Annotated in this window: 19 protein-coding genes; 4 read left to right on the top strand and 15 right to left on the bottom strand. The window is 66.8% G+C overall.

Annotated features, from left to right (window positions below; genetic code table 11):
• Nucleotides 1-54 precede the first annotated feature (54 nt).
• The 9 genes from BLW84_RS29680 to BLW84_RS29630 form a co-directional block, all read right to left on the bottom strand.
• Nucleotides 55-2,874 carry a helix-turn-helix transcriptional regulator gene (locus BLW84_RS29680; RefSeq protein ID WP_143061148.1) on the bottom strand — a complete coding sequence of 940 codons (2,820 nt, stop codon included), beginning with the start codon at nt 2,872-2,874 and terminating at the stop codon, nt 55-57.
• A gap of 140 nt (nt 2,875-3,014) precedes the next feature.
• Nucleotides 3,015-3,641: a response regulator transcription factor gene (locus tag BLW84_RS29675; protein ID WP_177226762.1), complete on the bottom strand. Its 627-nt coding sequence runs from the start codon at nt 3,639-3,641 to the stop codon at nt 3,015-3,017.
• Nucleotides 3,642-4,329: 688 nt separating this feature from the next.
• Nucleotides 4,330-5,139, bottom strand: a complete 810-nt coding sequence (locus BLW84_RS29670; RefSeq protein WP_177226761.1) for a methyltransferase domain-containing protein — start codon at nt 5,137-5,139, stop codon at nt 4,330-4,332.
• Between the two features lie 222 nt (nt 5,140-5,361).
• The gene (locus BLW84_RS29660; protein WP_093271882.1) at nt 5,362-5,598 is read right to left on the bottom strand and encodes a hypothetical protein; all 237 of its coding nucleotides are present in this window, start codon (nt 5,596-5,598) and stop codon (nt 5,362-5,364) included.
• Between the two features lie 89 nt (nt 5,599-5,687).
• Nucleotides 5,688-6,164 carry a cytochrome P450 family protein gene (locus BLW84_RS29655; protein WP_093271881.1) on the bottom strand — a complete coding sequence of 159 codons (477 nt, stop codon included), beginning with the start codon at nt 6,162-6,164 and terminating at the stop codon, nt 5,688-5,690.
• A 20-nt stretch (nt 6,165-6,184) separates the two neighbouring features.
• Complete coding sequence (locus BLW84_RS47810) at nt 6,185-6,343, bottom strand: hypothetical protein (RefSeq protein ID WP_010694616.1); 159 nt, start codon at nt 6,341-6,343, stop codon at nt 6,185-6,187.
• Complete coding sequence (locus tag BLW84_RS29645; protein ID WP_093271878.1) at nt 6,344-7,174, bottom strand: class E sortase; 831 nt, start codon at nt 7,172-7,174, stop codon at nt 6,344-6,346. It lies immediately after the preceding gene.
• Nucleotides 7,175-7,310: 136 nt separating this feature from the next.
• Nucleotides 7,311-7,850 (bottom strand): DUF2020 domain-containing protein, encoded by a 540-nt coding sequence (locus tag BLW84_RS29640; protein ID WP_245761476.1) that lies wholly within the window; start codon nt 7,848-7,850, stop codon nt 7,311-7,313.
• 353 nt (nt 7,851-8,203) lie between these two features.
• Nucleotides 8,204-9,355, bottom strand: coding sequence for a Dyp-type peroxidase (locus BLW84_RS29630; RefSeq protein ID WP_093271871.1), 1,152 nt, complete (start codon nt 9,353-9,355; stop codon nt 8,204-8,206).
• Nucleotides 9,356-9,436: 81 nt separating this feature from the next.
• On the opposite strand from BLW84_RS29630, the gene BLW84_RS29625 reads away from it, so the two are divergent.
• Nucleotides 9,437-10,759 carry a right-handed parallel beta-helix repeat-containing protein gene (locus BLW84_RS29625; RefSeq protein ID WP_245761475.1) on the top strand — a complete coding sequence of 441 codons (1,323 nt, stop codon included), beginning with the start codon at nt 9,437-9,439 and terminating at the stop codon, nt 10,757-10,759.
• Nucleotides 10,760-10,766: 7 nt separating this feature from the next.
• Here the strand turns inward: BLW84_RS29625 and BLW84_RS29620 are convergent, their stop codons facing one another.
• Complete coding sequence (locus tag BLW84_RS29620) at nt 10,767-11,546, bottom strand: hypothetical protein (protein ID WP_245761474.1); 780 nt, start codon at nt 11,544-11,546, stop codon at nt 10,767-10,769.
• A gap of 251 nt (nt 11,547-11,797) precedes the next feature.
• On the opposite strand from BLW84_RS29620, the gene BLW84_RS29615 reads away from it, so the two are divergent.
• Complete coding sequence (locus tag BLW84_RS29615; RefSeq protein ID WP_245761473.1) at nt 11,798-14,233, top strand: SdrD B-like domain-containing protein; 2,436 nt, start codon at nt 11,798-11,800, stop codon at nt 14,231-14,233.
• 767 nt (nt 14,234-15,000) lie between these two features.
• Here BLW84_RS29615 and BLW84_RS29605 read toward each other — a convergent pair.
• Nucleotides 15,001-15,636: a TetR/AcrR family transcriptional regulator gene (locus tag BLW84_RS29605; protein ID WP_093271863.1), complete on the bottom strand. Its 636-nt coding sequence runs from the start codon at nt 15,634-15,636 to the stop codon at nt 15,001-15,003.
• A 224-nt stretch (nt 15,637-15,860) separates the two neighbouring features.
• On the opposite strand from BLW84_RS29605, the gene BLW84_RS29600 reads away from it, so the two are divergent.
• Together BLW84_RS29600 and BLW84_RS29595 are read left to right on the top strand one after the other, a co-directional pair.
• A complete protein-coding gene (locus tag BLW84_RS29600) occupies nt 15,861-16,496 on the top strand; it encodes a DUF2867 domain-containing protein (RefSeq protein ID WP_093271860.1) in 636 nt (211 codons plus the stop codon).
• 72 nt (nt 16,497-16,568) lie between these two features.
• On the top strand, nt 16,569-16,985 hold the full coding sequence (locus tag BLW84_RS29595) for a DUF6463 family protein (RefSeq protein ID WP_093271857.1): 417 nt from the start codon (nt 16,569-16,571) through the stop codon (nt 16,983-16,985).
• A gap of 391 nt (nt 16,986-17,376) precedes the next feature.
• Here BLW84_RS29595 and BLW84_RS29585 read toward each other — a convergent pair whose 3' ends face one another.
• The 4 genes from BLW84_RS29585 to BLW84_RS29565 form a co-directional block, all read right to left on the bottom strand.
• On the bottom strand, nt 17,377-18,888 hold the full coding sequence (locus tag BLW84_RS29585; protein WP_093271856.1) for an alkaline phosphatase D family protein: 1,512 nt from the start codon (nt 18,886-18,888) through the stop codon (nt 17,377-17,379).
• Between the two features lie 902 nt (nt 18,889-19,790).
• Nucleotides 19,791-20,294 carry an HC3 family zinc finger protein gene (locus tag BLW84_RS50415; protein WP_425441774.1) on the bottom strand — a complete coding sequence of 168 codons (504 nt, stop codon included), beginning with the start codon at nt 20,292-20,294 and terminating at the stop codon, nt 19,791-19,793.
• Between the two features lie 104 nt (nt 20,295-20,398).
• Nucleotides 20,399-20,566: a CPBP family intramembrane glutamic endopeptidase gene (locus BLW84_RS50410; RefSeq protein WP_093271853.1), complete on the bottom strand. Its 168-nt coding sequence runs from the start codon at nt 20,564-20,566 to the stop codon at nt 20,399-20,401.
• Between the two features lie 12 nt (nt 20,567-20,578).
• On the bottom strand, nt 20,579-21,079 hold the full coding sequence (locus tag BLW84_RS29565; RefSeq protein ID WP_143061147.1) for a CPBP family intramembrane metalloprotease: 501 nt from the start codon (nt 21,077-21,079) through the stop codon (nt 20,579-20,581).
• Nucleotides 21,080-21,257 lie beyond the last annotated feature (178 nt).

Genomic DNA, 21,257 nt, shown 5'->3' with positions numbered 1-21,257 from the left:
AGGTCGGAGGGGCGAGCAACGCGCTGGCGGGCTGCTTTTCGACGCCGGTCGCCGTTACTCGCGCTGTTCACCGGTGTTCTGCGTCACGGCCAGGACGGCGATCTCGACCCGGGAGCGGACGCCGAGTTTGTGCAGAATATTGGAAACGTGCGTCTGCACAGTCCGCGGGGAAATGTAGAGGCGCTTGGCGATCTCCGCGTTTCCGAGCCCCTTGAGCACCAACGCCGCGACGCGCTGCTCGGCCGGCGTCAGCGCCGACCAGCCGGTCAGCGGGCGATCGGCTCCGCGTCGTTTGCCTCGCGCGCGCCGGACGCCGAGCGGGCGCAATCGGCCGTCGGCGCGGTCGATGTCCCAGCCGGCGCCCACGCGTCGATACGCGTCGATGGCCTGGCCGAGTGCGTCGGAGGCGGCAGCCACATCGCCACGCTGGGCCAGGAACACCGCGGTCTGCTCCATCGCATAGCCGTGCAACAACGTGTGCTCGCCGGCCCGGAACGCACTGGCGGCGGCCTGTAGGCACTCGGTGGAGCCTTCGGCCGTGCCGTGGATGAGATCCCTGATTCCGGTCGTCCACGGTGTCGGAGTCGCCGCCGCGCGCCGTTCGGCATTGCCTCGTACCTGCTCGATGAGGTCGGGCCGCGCGGCGTCGTGGGCGAGCCGCACGAAGTCCGGGTAGAGGTGGTGCGTCAGCACGCGATTCGCCCAGTCACGTCGCGCGAAGGCCGCGGAGCACGCCTCGATCGCGCCGTCGCGGTCGTTGCCGCGCTCCAACATCAGCGCGCGAGCCCAGCTACGCAGCCAGTCGTAGTACGGTGAAACACCCTTTTGGAAAGGGGTTTCAGGCGGCATAGCCGGGGCCGGATCGTCGCGGTGCACCGCGATGATCGCTTCCAGGCACCGCAGTACCGGCGGCGATCCCGGATCATCCACTATGGACAGTCCGGCGCGCGCCTCGGTCAGCGAGTCCTCCCACCTGCCCTGCGCGAAGCGCACCCGGGCGCGCACGAGACGGTACCAGCCCTGGTTGATGCTCCCGTGCCGCTCGGTGGACCGCAATCCCGCCGCCAGGGTCTCCTCCGCTTCGGCCAGGCGGTCGAGCTCGTGGAGCGCCATGGCCTCGGCTATCCGACAGTCCAGCGTCAGGTCGGTCTTCGACTCCTCGTCGCTCCACGAAGCCAGCGACCGGCGGCTCAGCCGCCAAGCCTCCTCGAACCGGGCCTCGATGAACCGGACCGAGCTGAGTGCGACGCTCCCGCTGGCCAATGCGTAGGCGTCCTGGACGGTCCCACCGATGTGGATCGCTCGCAGCGAGTGCGCCTCGGCGGTCTCGGCGTCCCCGCGCAGGATCGAAATCTGCGCGATCAGGCCGTGGAATCGGCTCTGTTCCACTGATGACAACGCCACGGTGGCGAGAGCGCGCTGCGCGTTGGCCACTGCGGCCTCCATCTGGCTCGCCCGGGCGTATGCCTGGGTGAGCAGCCACCACAGCGACCCGGTCAACTCCGGCACGCGGTTGGCGCGAAGCGCGTGCTTAGCGCTCTTCTGCGCTTGTTCCGCCCGGCCCGACCGCAACAGCGCACTGGTGTGATGGAAGCGCAGCGAACTCCCGATCGGCTCGGCCGAGCCGACCTGACGGGCCGCCGCGTCCAGCAGATCGGTCGCCTCTTCCGGCGCGCGCGTGATCAGGTCGTCGGCGCAATCCTGCAACCAGCGAATGATGGCGTTGTTCAGCGAGCCGCCGGCGATGAGGTGCGGTGCGACCCGCTCGGCCGGCAGGCCCGCGGTCGCCAGCCGCTCGCCGACGTATGAGTACAGCGCCTTCCGGACTCCGTTGGGCAGGTCTTCGAGCAAGGCTTCGCGGATCAGCTCGTGCCGGAAATCCAGGCGGCCTGCGCTCTCCCGGAGCAGGCCGACCGCCACGGCGTCCTGGACCAGACCGCACAGTTCCAGCATCGGCCGGTCGGTGACGGCCGCAAGCTCGGCCCCGGTGAACGAGCCGCTGAGTACGGCGGCCATGCGGAGCACGTCCTTGGTCGCGTCGGAGACGCCGTCCAGCCGTTGGAAGATCGCGCTGTTGAGGGAGTGCGGCAACCTCGACCAGGCGACGCCGTCGGTGAGTTCGGCCATTCCGGAGGACAGCGTCACCATCTGGTCCCGGTCCAGCGCCGCGACCACTTCGTGGAGGTAGAACGGGTTCCCGGCCGCGGAGGCGATCACGGGCGTCAGCGTGGCGCCCGGTGGCCCGCCGACCAGCCGCTCCACCAGTCGGTGGGCCGCGTCCGCGTCCAGCTCGCCTAGCGCGATGGTCTTGGTATCGCGGGATTGCAGGCTCGCCAGCAGCCGGGTGAGATCCTCGCCGCAGGGCAACGGGCGCCGCGTGCAGACCAGCAGCAGTGGCAGATCCGCGGCCAACGCACCGAGCCGGTGCAGGACGATCTTGGTCGCGGAGTCGCTCCACTGGATGTCGTCGATCAGCAAGGCCACCGGAGTCTTGGCGCACCACTGCTGGACGGCGTCGAGGATCGCGGCGGTCACCATGCGGTTCAGCTTGGACGCCGTAGGCGTTTCGGCACCGCGCGCCGGGCGCAGGAGGCGCGCGACCGATTCGACTTCCGCCGGGCGGTCCTCGGCGTCCAGTCCCAGGCAGGAGCCCACCGCCGCGAAGTGCAGCCGGTGCTCCAACTGCTCGGCCGCACCACGAAGTACCCGGAATCCGGCCAGCTCGCAGAGCTCGGCGATCACGTCGAGCAGGGAGGTCTTGCCGATGCCGGGAGGCCCCTCGACGAGAACCGTCCGGCCACGCCCCGCCAGCACCCGGGCCATTTCCGCGCGCACGGCATCGAGCTCGGTTCCGCGCCCCACGAGATTCGTCACTGCGGCGTCCCTTGGCTCCCGATCAGTGGCCGAAGATCTCGGGCCGTGAGTAGATGCTATGGCGCGTGCCGGTGGAGCATGGCGATGGGCGTTGCTCCGGCAAGCTCGGTCAGGGTGCTAAATTCCCTGACCCACAATGCTCAGATCACGCCGGCACGCAGCGCGATGGCGACGGCGTGCGTCCGGTTCGAAGCGTCCACCTTGTCGATGAGGCGTTGCACGACGTTCTTCACGGTCCGGTCGGAGTAGTTGAGCTTCGTCGCGATCGCTTTGGTCAGGAGTCCGTCGGCCAGCAATCGGAGGATTTCGAGCTCGCGGTCGTCCAGGCCGGTGATGCCGAGTCCCAGCGGCTGGAGGGTCTTGCGCTGCAGCCGCTTGACCTGCCGAAGCAGCTCCCCCTGCAACGCGGTCGAGAGGATCGCCTGGTCCGCGTTCGCCGCCGTGATCGCGTTGATCAGCTGCGCGGGGGTCGTCCCGGTTCTGGGAAGCACGCCGACGACTCCGTATTCGACGGCTGCCAGGACGCTCTGGGCGTCGAAGCCGTCGGTCAGCAGGAGAACCCGGACCGACTTGCTCTTCTCCATGGCCCGCAGGTACGTCATGGTGTCCCGGCCGACCCGGTCGACCGCGACGATCAGCACGTCGGAAGGGGCGAGCTGGTCGGCGGGCACGAGTTGGATCTGCGAATGACCGCGGAGGCAGGCGGTCACGCCGTGCATGGTGATCGGATCGTCGTCCGTGCGAATCGCGACGCGTAGCCGGTCCACGGGCCACCTCCAGTTGGAGTAACGAGCTGGGCTGAATGTGCCGGTCCGCTCGTCGGTACACATCCGCTGGCTGGCCGGGAAACTTCCGTTCACCGGCAACCGGGCGGTCGATGCGTGGTCGGCGAAATGGGATGAAAGGCGCAAAACCCAGGATCTGCGGGACCGGGCCGGGTGCTGGCGGGGCGGCCGGGTTTTTCATCCGCCACCTGGCGGAGAAGCTCGGCCGGCCCGCGCGACCGGACGGTCCGCCGGAGCGTTGTCAGCCGAGCCGAATTGCGGCGAACGATTCGTCTCGCAGCATCGTCCCGGGTCGTCGAAGGTGGTGTGGCGAAGGCGTTCAGGCATGCAGTTCGACCGGACCTACTGCGCGTCGAGCTATGGCTCGCCAGCGGCAGAAGGCGTGGATGAGGCGGAGACCGTCGGCGCCGTGCGTCGTGGTGACGGCGTGTTGCTTGCGGATCGCCACCAGGGTGACGCGCACCCATTGCTCCCGTGGCTTCCCGGAACGGCGTCGTCGCCGACGTCGCCCTGGCGCAGGGATGTGCGGGAGGGTGCGGGGGAGTCCTCGTCTGGCCGTCCGCGGGTCGGGACCACCTCGCGATCTCGAACAGTCCTCCAACCGTTCACGATCACGAGGTGGTAACCGCACCTCCACGGCGAGTGCCGTTTCCCGTTGGTCAGCCGGTGGCTACCGGATTCGGGCTTGCGCTGGGCGAGCGACCTCGGCTGGACGGCGGCCCCAAGCGCTGACCATCAGCGGTCCCAAGCAGATCGAATCGCCGTCGTGCCAGAGGCGGTGGAAAGCATCGAGGTCCGCCTGGTTCAACAACCCCAGCGAGAGCAACCGGGGAGCGAGCTGATCGATCAGCATCTCCCAAGCCGGTTGCCCCAACTCGGCATCGGCCGGCAGCGGCATCGCGGTGGTCCGCACGCCGATGTCGATCAGGCCGGCACGGCGCAGCATTCGGGGCAGCTTGCGCCCGCAATTGGCGTCGTACGGGGTGCTCGTGAACAGTTCCTGGCACGCCCGGATGACTCGCTCGTGGGCTTCGGACGGCGGATCCACGACCAGTGCGGTGGCCCAGTCGAGGTCCTCCACCACGACCCAACCGCCCGGGCGCACCGCCTCGACCATCGATCCGATCACGGCCTCGGCGACCGGGAGGTGCTCGAGCAACAGCCGGGCGTGCGCGAGGTCGAAGCCCGTCGGCAGCGGGTTCGAGGTCACGTCCGAGGTGAGAACCGAGATCGGTTCGCCCGCAAGAGGTTCGAGGAAGCGGGGGTCGGTGTCGACCGCCAGGACATGCCCCTCCGAACCGACGCGCTCGGCGAAGATCTTCACCACGCTGCCCGTTCCGGCTCCGACGTCCACGCAACGCCACCCGGAGGTGAGCCCGAGCTGGTCGCAGATCGCAGCCGTGCCCTGGTCGTAGAGGTCGGCGAGATTTTCCAGCCGGGCCTGTTCGGCGTGCCATGCCGGATCGAGGATGTAGGTCACGCCTCCTCCTCTCGTCGAAGGTGATGGCGAACCACGGGCAACTGGCCTCAGCGCGGGTCAGGCGCTCTGCGTCGACTGAGGCGAGGTCGAGGTCGTCGATCAACCACGCCTGCCGATCGAGCAGGAAGACGTCCGGCGCCATGTCCCGGCAGTGCCCCGTCCCGCTGCACAAGGAGTGGTCCACTGCCAGGTAACTGCCGCCACCGGTCAGTTCGGTGCCGGTCATGAGATGTCCGTCCGCGGCAGGGCCGGGCCGTCGTAGACCATCTCCAACGAGGTCCAAGCTCGGAACGTCGGGCCCGGGACCTGGTGCGGCTGGAAGGAGGGCCGCAGCCTCAGGTTGGGGAGTCGGCTGTACGGCGTGGCGAAGGAGACCTCCGCCTGCAGGCGTCCCAGGTTCACGCCGATGCAGTGGTGGGGGCCGTAGCCGAACGCCACGTGCTGGGCAGCTTCTTCCAATCGCGATCGATGATGAACTCGTCCGGTCGGTCGAAGGCGCCCGGGTCGTGGTTGGCGGCACCGAGCGAGAAGTAGATCCTGTCTCCGGGTCAGGCGCGGACGCCGCCCGGGATCGTTGCTTCCTGCAGTGTTCTGCGGTACAGCCCCAAGATCGGCCCGTCGAAGCGAAGCCCCTCTTCCACCACTGCCGGGGTCAGGCCTTCGATGTCGGTGAGGTACTTGGCCTTCTGCTCCGGGTGCTGCTCCACGGCGTAGGCGATGTTGCCGATGGCGGGCCCGGCTGAGGCACCACCCCCGATAAGCCCCATCATGACGAGGCCGATCTCGTTCTCGTCGAACCGGTAGCCGTCCTCCTCTGCGAAGCACAACGCCGTCATCAGGTCGTCGCTTCCCGGACCTGCGGCGCGGCGGGAACGCACCGCCTCCGCGAGGTACCGCCGCCACTCATCCATCTCCGGACTGGCGATGCCCGCGCGGTTGGAGTTCGCCGTGCTCTCCGGCACCAGCGAGACGCGGAGGAAGAGCTCTCGGACATCTACTGTGATCAGGCCATGATTGCGGATCATGGTGTTTCGACTTACACGCCCTAGTTCGGGACCGAGACCTGGTTGAACGGGAGCATCGGTTCCAGCCAGGGGAAGACCACGAACAGCAGTAGCGCGATCACTCCCAGGGCCAGTAGCAGCGCGAGCACCAGCTTCGCGCCCAGCGGCCCGGGGAGGTGACGCCAGATCCAGCCGTACATCTATGCCTCCCCGATCGACTGCAACAACTGGGCATACGTGGCGTCGGCCATCTTCGGGAACTGGTTGGTCAGCACCGCGTGCACGATCAGCCGTTGCCGGTCGGAGAACTGCGGGTGGCACGTGGTCAGCGTGAGCAGTGCGACCTGCTGTGCGGGCGGCAGGACGTCGGACGGTTTGTGTGGCACCGGCGCCACGACATCGCCCTCGTTCGGGTTGACGATCTCGCGGCCATAGGTCTCGCCGTATGGGCCGCCGTCGGCCGCGTTCGTCCGCAGCGTCCCGATAGGCGAGCACTGCGGTTGCGCGCCCTTCCCGGTCGACCAGTTCGCGATCTCGTCGGAGTGCGGCAGTACGCGGTAGACGAAGAAGTCGGTCTGCGTCTCCACCACGATCGCGTCGCAGGAGCTCAGCAGGTCCAGGTCGTTGAAGGGCGCACCCTTGCCGACCCGGTGCCCGGCGACCGCGAAGTTGCCTGGTTCGCCGGGCAGCGCGGTGCCCTTGTAGTGCCCCGGCCCGACCTCCAGTGCCGCCGCTTCGGTGCCTTCCTGGATGGTGAAGTGGTAGTCGGCGCCGAAGCCCGGGATGTACAGCTTGGCGAACGCTTTGCCGTCGATCAGTTCGGGATGCGGCTGCCGGCCTTGTGCCCAGTCCTCGTTGAGCGTCGTCGTCGCGCCGGCCTGTTTCTTCGCCGAGAAGAAGTCGGTCACGTACAGCTCGTAGACGACGAACAGCAAGACGATCAGCCCAGCGGTGATCAGCAGCTCGCCGAAGGTTCGCACGATCTTAGCGCCGAGTCCCCCCGATGACTTCGGCACTTCCAGAATCGCCACGCGTGCTCCTTTCTGGAACTCGCTTACGTTAACGTGTCAGGTGTGGGGTGTCAGCCACGGATAGTTGTTTTTCTTTACTTCGAGGGACACGAATTTTCTGCGGCACCGGACCCGGGTGCTGGTCCTCCCGGCTTGCCTAGAGTGCGAGAGCGGCAATCGCTTGCTTGGCAACGGTTCTCGCCTTCACGGTCAGCTTCTGGTTGGTCGTCACGATGATCGCGGCACCGTCTTTGGCCACGGCGTACACCGCGCCGCCTTCCGTTGACTGGTAGCCGCCCTGCCAGCCTGCCTCGTCGGTCGCGGGGTTGCTCGTGTCCACCGGCGCCGCCTTGTCGACGAGTGCCTTCGCCACGGCCGGGTCGCCGGAATACGCCCGAACGGTGAGTTGGAGCTCCCCGGTGAGCGCATAGAAGAAGCACGCCGGGTGTGGCTTGTCCGCCGAGATCTGGACCTTCGACACGCGCTGCCCGTTCGCGTCGGCCACGAAGGTGTTGGTCAGGTAGGGGCACGGCCCGGCGCCGGTGGGTTGCGGATCGGGCGGGAGTTGGACCGGTGTGGTCGTGGTGATCGGCGTAGTGCTGGTGGGCGGCGTGCTGGTGGGCGCGGACTGGCTTGTCTGCGAGCAGGCCGTTGTGAGGGCGGCGGTGATCCCGAGGGCAAGCATGGCTCGTCGCATGGCCCGCATTCTCCCGACCAAAGACGGGTTGTCGGGTGTGACCCCGCTAGCAGGCTGGGACTTGTACCGTGCCAATTTTCGCGACTCTGCCTGTGGGCTGGTGTTTTGTGGTTTGTTTCAGGCCGGTATCCATTGATCGCGCCGCCGAGGACTCGATGGCGGCGGATCGGGGCATCGAGCGGAATGATGGCGGCGGGGTCGTGGTTGGGTGAGCGGGGTGCTCTCGGCCTTGTCGGGGCCGATGATCGTTGAAGTGGCTCTGGTGCGCACCCGAAGGTGCGGCCAAGCTGGCGCAGCAACGGCATCAGCATCTCGGCCGAACGCGCACCACTGTCTACTGTGGTCGAACCTGTTCAGTGGAACAGCGTGGCACCAAGCGGGTGTTGCTGGTCGAAACCGGGGAGTACCAGGAAGGTCGCGCTGGCGGTAGTGGTGGTGAATTCCAGCAGTGCGTCGGAATGATCCATTCGGGTCAGGGTGTTGGTGAACGTTCGTATGTCGTTCTGGAAGCTGATGAAAAGCAGGCCGGGGGCGGGTTCGTCGGTGCTGTAGGAACGACGGAGCATGAGGCCGACGCCAACGACGTTGGAGTGCGCTCTGCGGACGTGGGCGTCCGCCGGGATGAGGTAGCGTCCGTCCGGCGTTTTGGCGCCGAGGTTCGGGTCCGAGGTGATGGTGCCACCGGAGAGAGGCACGCCGGTGGCTCGGTACCGACCGAAGACTGCCTCCTGGTCGGCAACGGACAGCGTGGCGAACCGCGGCAGGTCGAGTTCCATGCGTCGCAGTACGGCAATGGTGCCGCCGGCGACTGGAGCCGGCCCGGCCAGCCACAGGTCTCGTTGTTCTTGGACGGTGGTGTGCGGGCCCACGATGCCGTCGATGAAACCGAACAGGTTTCGTGGCGCGGTAAGGCCCTGATCCACGGGAATGTTCGAGCCGCGGCGCCCGGACTGCCGCCAGCGTTCGTGCATCCGGTCACCAGCCTGGTCCAAGAGCGCGGCGGCGAGGATCGGTAATACCAAGGCGTCGCTGGCGCAGATCTGTATCAGCAGGTCACCGCCGCGTGCCTGCGGGGCGATCTGCTCGCGGGAGAACTGTGGGAGATCCACGGCGCCGGGTAGGGAAGGATCGACCATGCGCACCAGTCGGGGGCCCACGCCGATCGTCACGGTGAGATCGCCCGGCGGTAGGCCCAGCAGTCGTGCATCGGTTCCCGCGGTGAGCGTCAGGATGGCCTGGCCGAGGTCGGCCAATAATGGGCCGACAGCCACGGCATCGCCGAGGTCGGCCACCACGGCCAGCAGATTGGGCTGGGCTGGCTGCGGGAGCGTGATGCCCGCCTGATGCTGGCCCGTCGGTGACACCGGCGTGGTTGACACGGGGGCATCGAGTCGGCCCGGCTGAGGGGAGCCCGATTCGCACCCGGCCACGAGGCCGGCGGCCATTGCGGTACCGGTGACACCGAGGAACGCGCGGCGTGACGGGCGATGATCGGCTCGGCTCACGGTATGGAGAGTGCCATATCCGCCCTCCCGCAGGTGAATCGTCCATGCCAAACTGCGATCATGCCTCGTTTCGGTCTTCGCGTGACAGTCGCGGTGCTGGGTACGCTGATGCTCGTATTGGTCGGCTGCGGCGCCGGCGATGACGGATCGGGCCAGGGCCGACGACCGACCGGTGCGAACGTGACGATCCGAGTGCCGGCTGACGCCCCGACGATCTCGGCTGCGGTGTCTCTCGCTCAGCCCGGTGACCTCGTGTTGGTCGCGCCGGGCGTGTACCAGGAGTCCGTGAAGATCGCCACGGCTCGAATTACTCTTCGTGGCGAGTCTCGGGACAAGGTCATCATCGACGGGCGGTTGCAGCAGCCGAACGGCATCGTCGTCGCCGCACCCGGGGTGGCCGTGGAGAACCTGACCGTGGAGAACAACACGCAGAACGGGGTTCTGGTCACCGGTTCGGCGAAAGCGGTTGCCGGATTGCCGGGGACGAGCGGCGGCTACGACACCGGCGACGAGCCCGTCACTTTCCTGAAATCGTTCTTGGTTTCCCATGTGACCGCGACCCGCAACGGGCTGTACGGCATCTACGCGTTCTCCGCGCAGGACGGTGTCATTGAGCACTCGTACGCGTCAGGTTCGGCTGACTCGGGGATCTATGTCGGGCAGTGCAAGCCGTGCAATATCGTGGTGCGGGACAACATCGCCGAACTCAACGCGGTCGGTTACGAAGGCACCAACGCCAGTGGCGAGATGTACGTGGTCGGTAACCGCTTCGTCGGTAACCGGGTCGGACTCACCATCAACTCCGACCACCAGGAGAAGCTGCTCCCGCAGCGGGGTTCCGTCGTCGCTGGCAACCTGATCGCGGGCAACCAGCAGACACCGACCCCCGAGCAGGCCGACGGCGGGTGGGGCATCGGCATCGGCATCGATGGCGGCAGCGAGAACCAGTTCAGCCGCAACCGGATCGCCGGCAACATCAACGCTGGGCTGGTGATCACCGCAACCGCCGACCTGCCACCGGACGGAAACCAGATCGTGGAAAACACCTTCGCCGCCAACGGCATTGACGTCGGCTGGACGTTTCCCACCGCCACGCAGGGACGGGGTAACTGCCTGCACGCCAATGATCTGCGAACGACGGTGCCCGCTCAGCTCGTGACGACCGCGTCCTGCCCGGCTCCTGCCCAGTCGCCCACGCCGTCCGGCACGTGGGTGATGCCGAAGGCACCCGGCGGTATCCCGTTCACCGATGTGGCTGTGCCTGACGCACAGCCACAGTTCCCGAATGCCACCACCACCGGCGCCACGGCTGTCCCGGCCGTTCCGGCGCTACCGGACACCGCAAGCATCCCGCTGCCGTCAGCGTCACTGCTCGCCGGCAGTGCGCTGGTGCGGACATCCTGAGCGGCGGCTACGGCGGCGGGCTGACTCCGGGTACCGGCTGAACCGGAACGTATTTCTCGGTGTCGAAATCGATGATCACTGGCTGCGGTTCGGAAGCCACCTTGACCTGAACCCGATACATGGTGCCGTCCGAGCCGATCCAGTAGCGCACGGTGCCCGCCGTACCGGGTTTGGCACCGGCGTCCGGCCCGGTCATGACGTCCACCTGGTGGCCGTCCAACTGGTCCTGCCCAGTCCAGGTGGCGCCGTTCTGCGGCAGTAGCGCGGCGTTGTCAGGCCGGTCGTTGCCGAGACTGAGCGCGATGGCCAACGAGGTGTCCAGCGCACTGCCGGTCGTTTGCAGCGGACGGCTATACCAATCCGACCCGGGCGGCGATGCCGGTGCTTCCGCCGGGGCGTTCGCCATCGGGTGGACATGCACGGTGGCGGCCGTCCATTCGATCAGCCCGTCGCTGGACGTATCGCGCCCGGTGCCGTGCACCACGCCGTAACCGAGCTTGGCGCGGTAGTCGATGGACCCTGTGATGACCAGCCCGCCAGCGGTGCTCGGCACGGTGATCGTCACCGCGCGGCCCCCCGCTTGGTAATTGCGAAACCGCGTGATCGCCAGCCGGTTCGCCTCATCCGAGGTCAATGCACGTGGGCCGGTAGGGCCTGAGCCGGTGCCAGTGACCAGAAACGCGACCACTGCGGCAGCCGCAATGCCGATGACGGCTGCCGCCCAGCGTGGCCGCAGCCATTGGCGTCGGCCGGCCGCGCGCCGCGGGAGACCTTGCCGGATTCTCATGCTCCGCACGCGGCGCGACGCTAACAGGTCCGCGATGCGTCCGTAAATCACCCATCTTGGCAGCCGCACGGCTTTCTGGTTATATATAGCAGTTCGGGATGATCTTTCGGGGTCAGCTGTCACCTGGGCTATGAAGCGGTTGTTCAGCCCGAAGAGGGCTTGTTCATCATGACAAGGGGGCAGCGATAGCTATGAGCCGAGCCGGTAGAGGATCGAGCCGGACAGCCGGGAAGCGGCTGGTGCGGTTGGGTTTGAGCATTCTGTTGCTGGTAGGCAGCGCCGCGGGCCCGATTGTGGGGACGGCTTGGGCGGCCGATGATTCGGCAAATGACGGCACACTGACGGTTCAGGTTCTGCGAGATTTCTTCGGCACAGGCGTGATCAATACGGCAATGGACGTGCCGCAGCAGGGCATGAAGGTTGATGTTGCCGACCCGGCCGGCCATCGCGTCTCCGGCACCACGGATTCCACCGGAAAAGTCGTGGTGTCGCCGTCGACCGTGCTGACCGGCGGCCGGTACCGCGTCGACGTCACCATCCCTGCGCCGTACAGCGATTATCTGCAGGCGGCACCGGCCTCGACGGCGACAAACCACTTTGACAGCTTCACCACGTTCGTCGACGTGTCGGCCGGCAAGAACGCCTCGGTAATTACCGGGGTCTGGAACGCGGCCGACTATGCGCTGCCGGATTCGCGGTATTTCGTGCCGATCCAGAACGGCGCTGGTGGGACGGACACCCGGTCATTGGTGGCGTTCGGGACGAACCGCCGGGGCACGTGTCCCAGCGAGGTAGCGTGTCCGACCACGCTCACCACGCAATCTCAGGTGGGCACGACGTTCGGGCTGGCCTACGACAGGTACCGGCAGCGGCTGTTCCAGAGCGAGTTCGCCCGGCGGCACGCCCCATACGGGCCGGACGGTGGTGGTGCGATCTACACCGTGCCGGCCGACGGTGGGGGCGCGCCAACCTTGTTCGCGAAGGTGCCGGGCGCCGTGGTGACGCCGCACGACACCGCCAACATGAACAAGGACGCTGGGTTCACCAACGCGCCGGGTAAAGAGAGCATCGGCAGCCTGGCCCTGTCGGAGGACGGCTCGACCCTGTACGCGGTGAACCTGCTGACGCGGACCCTGGTGAGCTTCGATGCGACCGGGGCCACCGCATCAGTACCCGAAGCGATGGTGCCGATTCCGGACCCGGGCTGCGCGGCGCCCACCGACTGGCGGCCGTTCGGTCTCGAGACGCACAACAACACGCTCTACGTTGGTGGCGTGTGTTCCGCGGAGAGCACGCAGAACCGGGCGGACCTGAAGGCTGTTGTCTACACCTACGACGGCAAGCGATTCACCACGGTGCTGACCCAGCCGCTTACTGCCGAGCGCGGTGCCGTCTTTGCCGGTCACCCGAGCGCGGGACAGAACAACCACTGGAACCCGTGGAACACCGACCTGTCTACCTGGGACGAATTCCGCCTGGGCGGCGCCTTCATCAATCCGCAGCCGGAGTTGGCCAGCCTCGCCTTCGCCCGTGACGGTTCGATGATCCTGGGTTTCCGCGACCGGTTCATGGACGTTCTCAGTGCGAGGGGGCTGGACCCTCGGCCGGGCAACAACACCCCGGAACTCGGCATGTCCGGTGGTGACATCAACATGGCCTGCGCCAATCCCGCCGGTGGATACTCGTGGGAAGGCACCGGAAACTGCCCCAACCACGCGAAAACCGCCACCGACGGCGGGCAGGGCGATGGTGTCGTCGAATACTTCCCGGGTGAATTCTTTTCCGGCGGACACCAGGAAACCGCGCTGGGCTCGGTGGCCTACATTCCACAGCAGCAATGGGTCATCAGCACGGAGTTCGACCCGACCGTCAACATCGAAACCAGCGGAACCGGTTACCACAACATCAGGACCGGCGAGGGTCCCGGTAACAACCCGGGCGCCAACGCCTACGAGTTCGTCGGTCAGGCGGCGAACGGATTCGGCAAGGCCGGTGGGCTCGGCGATATCGCGTATGCGGCGGCGAATGCGCCGATCCAGATCGGCAACCTGGTGTGGTTCGACGGCGAACACAACGGGATCCAGGACCCCGGACAGGTGCCGCTGCCGGGTGCGACGATCAACCTGTTGGACGCCAGCGGTAAGCAGGTCGCCACGACCAAGACCGATGCCGCCGGCGAGTACTACTTCGGTGGGGTCGGCGCCGCCTACGAGCTCACGCCGGGTGCGAAGTACACGGTGCAGTTCGACGTGTGCACCGCGAACACCAGCAAGGTGCCGAGTCAGCCGCCGGCAACCGAGCTGCGGTTCACACTCCCATTGGCCGGTGAGGACCGGGCACATGACTCCAACGTGATCCCGCCGACCACCGGGCAGCTGTGCAACGGATACGCACCTGTCACGGCGCCCGCCAACCCGGGAGGGGTCGATCACACGATCGACGCCGCCGTGTACATCCCACAGGAACCGCCGCCGCCGACGACGCCGCCGACATCTACGCCGCCGACGTCTACGCCTCCGACGACCCCGATGCCTGTCACGCCGCCCTCATCCAACACGCGGACGGACTCGCTGGCCGACACCGGTATTTCCGGCCTGCCAGAGATGATCTTCCTCGGTGTAGTGCTCCTCGGTGCGGGCGCGGCATTCGTGTTCATGAGCCGGAAGCGTCGCGCCAAGCAACGCTGAAAAACGGGTGGTCTGCCCGCCTGTGATCCGGAATAGCGCGGGCGGGCAGGCCATGCCTGTCGGATGCCCTCGACGAGAGCAGCCGCGAGGCGAGAGGCGCCAGGCTTCGTAGGCCACCCTGCGTCCTGGTGCGGATCACAGGTCTGCTCAAGGCATTCGGACAGCGGGCCTGTGCGACCGCTGCCGTTACTGCACGCGACCCGCGCCCAACTTCGGGAACGCGGTGTCCCGGCAACCGATAATCCGCTTCGCCGCGGTCTCACGCTCTGGCGGAGTCAGGATGGCAGGGGCCTGGGCGTCCACAAAGGACCATGTCAGGCTGAGGGTGCCGAAAACCCAAGTGACCTTGCCTTTGCCGAAAACCGCATCCGTGCAGGCATGTTCGTACTCGTGGAGGATGCCGCCGAGTCGATCGCGTCGGCGTATGTTCGGGCGAGCGATCTTGTCGGGATCTGCGATGGGCGTAGGTAAGGGGTTCGGCGGGCGGGCGTTGATCGTCCCGAAGAAGTCGCAAGCCGGAAGGCGTCGGCCTGCGAGTGCAGGAAGTTGGCCCATGTGCTGGAGTTCCGTTCGGGTGGTGGGTCTATCCCTGCTGCCTGCAGGATGTCCCAGACGGTCGAAGGGGCCACTTTCACGCCCAGGACGAGCAAGTTCGCCGTGGAGTCGGCGGTCTCCCCAGCCGGGGTTCTCCTTGGCCAGGCGCAGCACCAAAGCCTGAAAGGGGCGTAGCCAGGGCAGCCGCGCTCATGTTCGAGGACCTGGACGAGTCACGATCTCACTGCCGGAGGCGTCTGGGCGCCGGGAGGTCCGGGGCTGGTGAGGGCAAGTGTCGCGTCGAGAAGTGCGGAGGTCAGGGCGGGGAGTTGGTCGGGGGATTCGGGCAGCAGGAACAGCCAGGCGAAGACGGGGCCGACAAGTAGGGCGTTGAGGGTGGCTGGGTCGGGGCGGGTGGTGAGTTCGCCGCGTGCGGTCGCGCGGTCCAGGATCTCCGTGAGGGTCCGGCGCTGGACTCCCCCGTATTTCTCGTCGAACCGGACACGTAGTGCGGGGTCGGCGTGGACATCGGCCAGCAGGCCGGGGACCGTCCCCTGCGGCAGGGAGGCCATGCTGTCCGCGATCTCGGCGAGCACGGCGGCCAGGTCGGCGCGAAGCGATCCGCAGTCGGGTGCCGCGGCCAGGAACTGATCCGGCAGAAGAACGTCAAAGATCATCTCTTGTTTGGTGGCGTGGCGCCGGTAGATCGCCGCCTTGCCCACACCGGCTCGCGCGGCCACTTCGGCCATCGTGAGCCGCGTGTATCCCACCTCGGCCAGCAGCTCTCGAACGGCGGAGGCGATGGCGTCGTCGACGCGGCTGTCTCGGGGGCGGCCCCCCTGGTTGCGAGCTTGCTTTCGAGCAGACATGGGTGCATCATACGGAACCAGCAGTACCGAAACCAATGGTTCCATAACTGGCGGTTCCGCGTTCTCTGGTGCGGCCGCAACCTGGCGCGCCGTCCGCGTTGATGGCGTGGTCTACGCCGACGGCGCCGGACTCCGCCGCGACCATCGATGCGCAGCTGGCCGGCGACGCCACCGCCGGGTTCCGGCCCAACCGACAGGGCACACCGGCTCGGAAGGAATGACCGATGCGAATCCCGAAAGTCGCCCACACCGCACAGCCGTGGCGGATCCACGAGTTCACCCACGACTTCCGGATCGAGGACGTGTGGTCCTTCCGCGCGCCCGACGCCGGGCCCGACGACTTCCCCGTGATGGTCAAAGCGCTGAAGACGGCTTACGACACCCGAAAGGCTCCCGCCGCGGTCCGGTTCCTGTTCGCGGTGCGTTGGAAGCTCGGTGCCTTGTTCGGCTGGGACACCCCCAGGGCGGGCCTGGGTGGGCGGGTCGCCTCGCTGCGCGACCGCCTCCGACTCGGCCTCGCCGCGACCGCGAACGACGCCGCCCCCTGTGCCGACCCGTTCTCCGAGGTGTACCAGCTCGACAACGAAGCGGCCCGCGAACTGGCCAACAAAACCGTCCACACCGTCATGCACCTGGGCTGGGTGCAGACCAACGACGGCGGATACGAACTGCGCATGGCTGCCCTGGCCAAACCCAACGGACTGTTCGGACGGCTCTACATGGCCGCCATCGCACCGTTCCGGTACCTCATCGTCTACCCGGCACTGACCCGCCAATGGGAACGTGCCTGGCTCGACCACGGCCGCCCGCAGCGGCACGCCGGAGACGCCGCGCGCGGAGAAACCGCCAGCCCGGATTGACCCGAACCACGGCCGAACGACAACCGCATGGAGTCACGCGACTCCACATCCGCAACGGAAAGGAAGATTCAGATGATCAAATGTGCCGGCTGGCTCCTTGTGTTCTTAGGAGCCGCGCACACGCTCCTCGCCCTGACGTTGGAGGGAGCAGCACGCCACGCCGGGGAGTGGTTCAGCGGGGCGCTGTGGCACGAAGATTTCTCCGATATGAGCCCGGCCAACAGCGCGCTCTGGCTGTCTCTGGAGAGCTTCGGCCCGCCGCTCATCGTGGTCGGCCTGATCGTCCTGTGGCTGGACCGCCGCGGCATCACTCCACCGGAGTTCATCGCGTGGACCCTGGGGATCTGGGGCGTGGTGGACGCCGTCATCCTCATCACCACGCCCTGGCCGCTCGCCCTGCTCGCGAACATCCTGCTGTTGGTCGGAATCCGCCGCGCCGCCCGTCGCGGCAACCCCGCGCCTCACGCCGACGCGACGCGGATGCCGTAGGAAACCGCGTGGTGACCAGGCCCCAGCCCACCTGTGGGGTTCCAGAAGTCGGCCGCCGGCGCTGATCAGCAGCTTTGCGCTGCACGCTCGTATTCGTTGATCAAGCCGCCAAGCGCTGGTCGACGCTTGATCCGCTCGTGGCTGAGTTTTCAGCGGGGTGGCTTGGTCGTGGTGGGCGGAGTTCGCTGGGCGCGGTGCGGTCGGCGGCCGTTGTAGTGCTGGACGTAGTCCGCGAGCACCGTACGCAGGTGTCGTTCACCAAAGATCAACAGATGGTCGGTGAGTGTTGACGCCCCACTGCTGAGCCAGGGGGGACGACCATCGCCGCGTGAACCTCTGATGCAACCGGCGGGGCACCCGCTCGGGGGAGCCCCGCCTGTTGCGGAGCGGTCTACTCCGGCGGCGCGAGTTCGATCGTGTGGAGGACGATCCCGTCGATGTCGCGGAGCCGGACCGTCATGGCACGGGTGGCGTGGTCGATGGCGACCTCGCCGAAGAACTGGTACCCGAAGCCGGGGTTGCCGACCTGCTGTGAGGGCGCTGCCTTGGAGTAGACGACCTCGGGGCCGAACGTGGGGTCGACCCGATTCGGTTGCGGGGCCACGCCGACCGCCGCGTTGAGCGGGCCGGAGACGAACTCCCAGAACGGATCGAAGTCTGTGAAGCTCGCGCGGGACGGGTGGTAGTGGTGCGCGGCGGTGTAGTGCACGTCGCCGGTGACCCACACCATGCCGGTGATGTGGTGGCGCTTGGCGAAGGACAGGAGCTCGGCGATCTCCAGTTCCCGGCCCAACGGGGCCCCGGGGTCGCCCTGTCCGATCGCCTCGACCGCGGCGCCGTCCGGAACGACCAGGCTGATCGGCAGGTCCGCGGCCAGGACCTTCCAGGTGGCACGAGAGGCGCGCAGTTCGTCCTTGAGCCAGTCGAGCTGCCGACGTCCGAAAACGCCACCGTCGCTCTTGGTTTCCAGGCCGGGCGTATTCGAGTCCTTGTAGGAACGCATGTCGATGACGAACACGTCGAGCAGTTCGCCGTACCGCTTGACCTTGTAGACGCGGCCTTCCTCATCGCCGCGGATGGTGGTCGGCAGGTATTCGTGGAAGGCCTGGCGCGCCCGCGCGGCCAGTACGTCGACTCGCTTCTCGGTGTACCGGCTGTCGTCGAGGATCTCGCCGGGATACCAGTTGTTGACGACTTCGTGATCGTCCCACGAGTTGATCTGCGCTACCTCGGCGTTGAACCGGCGCATGTTCTCGTCGAGCAGGTTGTAGCGGTAGTTGCCGCGGTACTCGTCCAGCGTTTCGGCGACCTTGGACTTCTCCGGTGTGACGATGTTGCGCCACGTGGTGCCGTCGGCGAGCGGCTTCTCGGCCGGGATGACGCCGTCGGCGTAGATCAGGTCTCCCGAGCAGATGAAGAAGTCCGGGTTCAGCGCGCGCATCGATTCGAAGATCCGGTAGCCGCCGCGGGACGGATCGATGCCCCAACCCTGGCCACCGAGGTCGGCGGACCACAGGAAGCGAATGTCGGAAGCTCCGGTTGGCGCCGTGCGAAGCCGGCCGAACGCTGGCTCGCCGGTGAGTGAGTCATCGTCCGGGTCGGCCAGGATGACGCGGTAGAAGACGTCCTGCCCAGCGGGAAGCTTGCGCAGCTGGACCTTTCCGGTCAGATCGCGGCTGGGGTCCAGGATCGGCCCGCGCACGCGTTCTACGCTGCGGAAACTCTCGGTCGGGCTGACCTCGACGAACATCCGGGCCGGCTTGTCGGCGCGGGCCCACACGACCCCACTTGACGCCGAGACGTCACCGGTCTGGACGCCGTGGCTGATCTGTGGACGACCGGAACGCACCAGGGCCGGCGCGGCGAACCCCTGCGACGGCAGCAGGAGCGATGCTCCGGTCATCCCGGCGCCCAGAAGCACCGCGCGGCGACTCAAATGGCGGCCGGACTGGCCACGAGGGACAGAAGAAGATGGCTCAGACAAGGATGCTCCCCGAGATCGACGTTCGTCGCTCAAGGTTTATCCAGGCGCGATGAAAGTCCGGTGTTGTCTTGAAGAACAACGCGCCACTTCCGGCGGACAACCTGAACAGGACTGCGAAAGGTTCTCATGTGAAGAGCCGCTCGGGCCGTCCCGATGGGTGCCGTCTCGATTTTCCGGAATTTTGGGAGGATTTTGGGAGGATCGGTTTGGCCCGGTCGAAAAGGGGTCGCGTAGTGAGAGGCGGGACATGCTGCCTGCCATGTGATTTCGACGGTGCGGGTGGTTGACGATGCGCACGTACCCGCCGGCGGCCTCGTCGTAGCGGACCCACCCGAACACCGGAGCCAGGACGTAGGCGACCTGCCACGGGTCAGGGCGCAGCGACCGCCCTGCCCACTGGCCTTGGGTGTGCACCAGCGCGCCGAACGCCTTCAACACGCGGTCGACGCGCTCGGCATCGAACACCGCGCCCGGTGCGTCGCGAGGCTCGGGGTCTTGATCTGCGGCAGGCAGTCCGGCAACGGGATGCCGCGATCGGCCAGGTACCAGGCGACCTCTGGCGAGAGTTGCGAGACGCGTCGGCTTCCTCGCTCGTCAGAAGCGCTTTTGACCTGGAGTGGGAACTAGGAACCTCGCATCCGTGAAATTGATCCTGCCCAGTAACGGACCACAGTGCTGTCAGGCCCTGCGGTTCAGCGTCGGACCCAGGTCGCGCCTCCAGCTGGCCCTAGCTCTTCTCCGCTCGTCCCCCAGTAGCGGTTTCTGAGGCGCAAGTTGCCGAGCTCCGGCGGCGCTGTCCAGCAGCCCGGCGGGGATGATCTTTACTCCCCTTCCCGCGACTGGGCCGTCTGTTGCATGGAGTCGTCACAGGTTCCCGGATCCGAGCACCTGGTGTGCGCCCTGCACTCGAACAAGCAACATACGCAGGGCATCCCTGTCGGACGTTGCGATACCTCGGCCTGGTGCGCCGGAATCTCCAGGCCGCAGAAAGTCAGCCACGACGCGGGCACCTCGCCGCCCTCGGGCACCGTCGCCGTGTGGGATTGGCGCTTCGAATCACTGACGACACCAGCGGCGAACCGGACTGCAACAGTCCCGCCTGTGAAGACCACACCGCTCAGTTCTTTTGCCGCCTGCATGCACTCGTCGCAGACCGGCCACTGCCGGGTCGACTCGGTTCGCTGCGCAGCTCTCACCGACCGCTTGCACAACGTCTTGATCGTCTCGCCCCCCTCATGCTTCTCTCCCGGTGGCAGCATTCCGGGGATGGCGTGCCGTCTGGATTCCGCAGGATGCCAATGGTGATCGGATCGGATCACGTTCATCACCTCCGCAGACGCGAGGTGTTCCCGCCGGGCTCGTGACGACAACGAGCGGAATTTCACCCGTTCAGTCCACCACTCCGGCTAGGATCCGAGGTTCCCCGGGTCTATGACCACCCGGTCGACAGCAGAATCAAGGTGGACGTGTTGAAGGCCATGTGGACGACGACGCTGGGCCAGATCGACCCGGTTCGCCAGTAGAGGATCGAACTCCCGAGCCCCATGATGAATGCCGATGGGGTCACCAGGTTGACCCCGTGTGCCAGGGCGAAGATGGCACTGCTGCCCTAGATCATCACCCACGGGCCCCACCTCTTCATGAAATTTGCGATCACTCCGCGGAACAGCAGTTCTTCGCCGAAGGGCTCGATGACTCCGCCCAGCGCAATGACACCGAGGAACGAAAGCAGCCCGCCGGTGGCTGCGGCGTTATAGCCGACCTGGACCTCTTCTGCGTCCGGGAAGAGCGGGTGGAGGATGAAGATCTCCAGCAGAGTGGTGGCTCCCATCCCCGCTAAACCGACTCCTGCTGCCGCGAGCAGCCAAACTGCTGGGACCCTGCGGAAGCCGAACGGGGCAAACCCCTTTCTCATGGCGAGCACGGCAACGAAGAATGCCGCCATGGGGACCACAGCCGAGAGTGCGAACTGCCAGAGTCCGGAGATCTCGGGGGTGACGGGCAGATCGAAGACGACGATACCGCCGACCACGTAGAGCACCACCGCAATCACGGCGGCTGGTGTCACGTGCAGCCACCCGGGTCGTGCTGATGTCTGCTCATCGTTCATTGAGTTCTCTTTTTCTTAACAATGGCCTGCGGTGGGCCGTCAGTGAGTGAGAAGGGCAATCGCGCCTGTTGCGATGCTGGTGGTCAGTGTCGTCCAGATGATGATCGCGGTTGCCTGCCGCAGGAGTATCCGCGACTTCGACACCCCGGCGCTGATTTGAGTCGGGATTGCGAGTGGG

The sequence above is a fragment of the Saccharopolyspora shandongensis genome (genome assembly GCF_900106995.1).
Lineage (GTDB): Bacteria > Actinomycetota > Actinomycetes > Mycobacteriales > Pseudonocardiaceae > Saccharopolyspora > Saccharopolyspora shandongensis.
The sequence above is the reverse complement of the archived record's forward strand: the minus strand, read 5'-3'. Positions and strand labels throughout refer to the sequence as shown.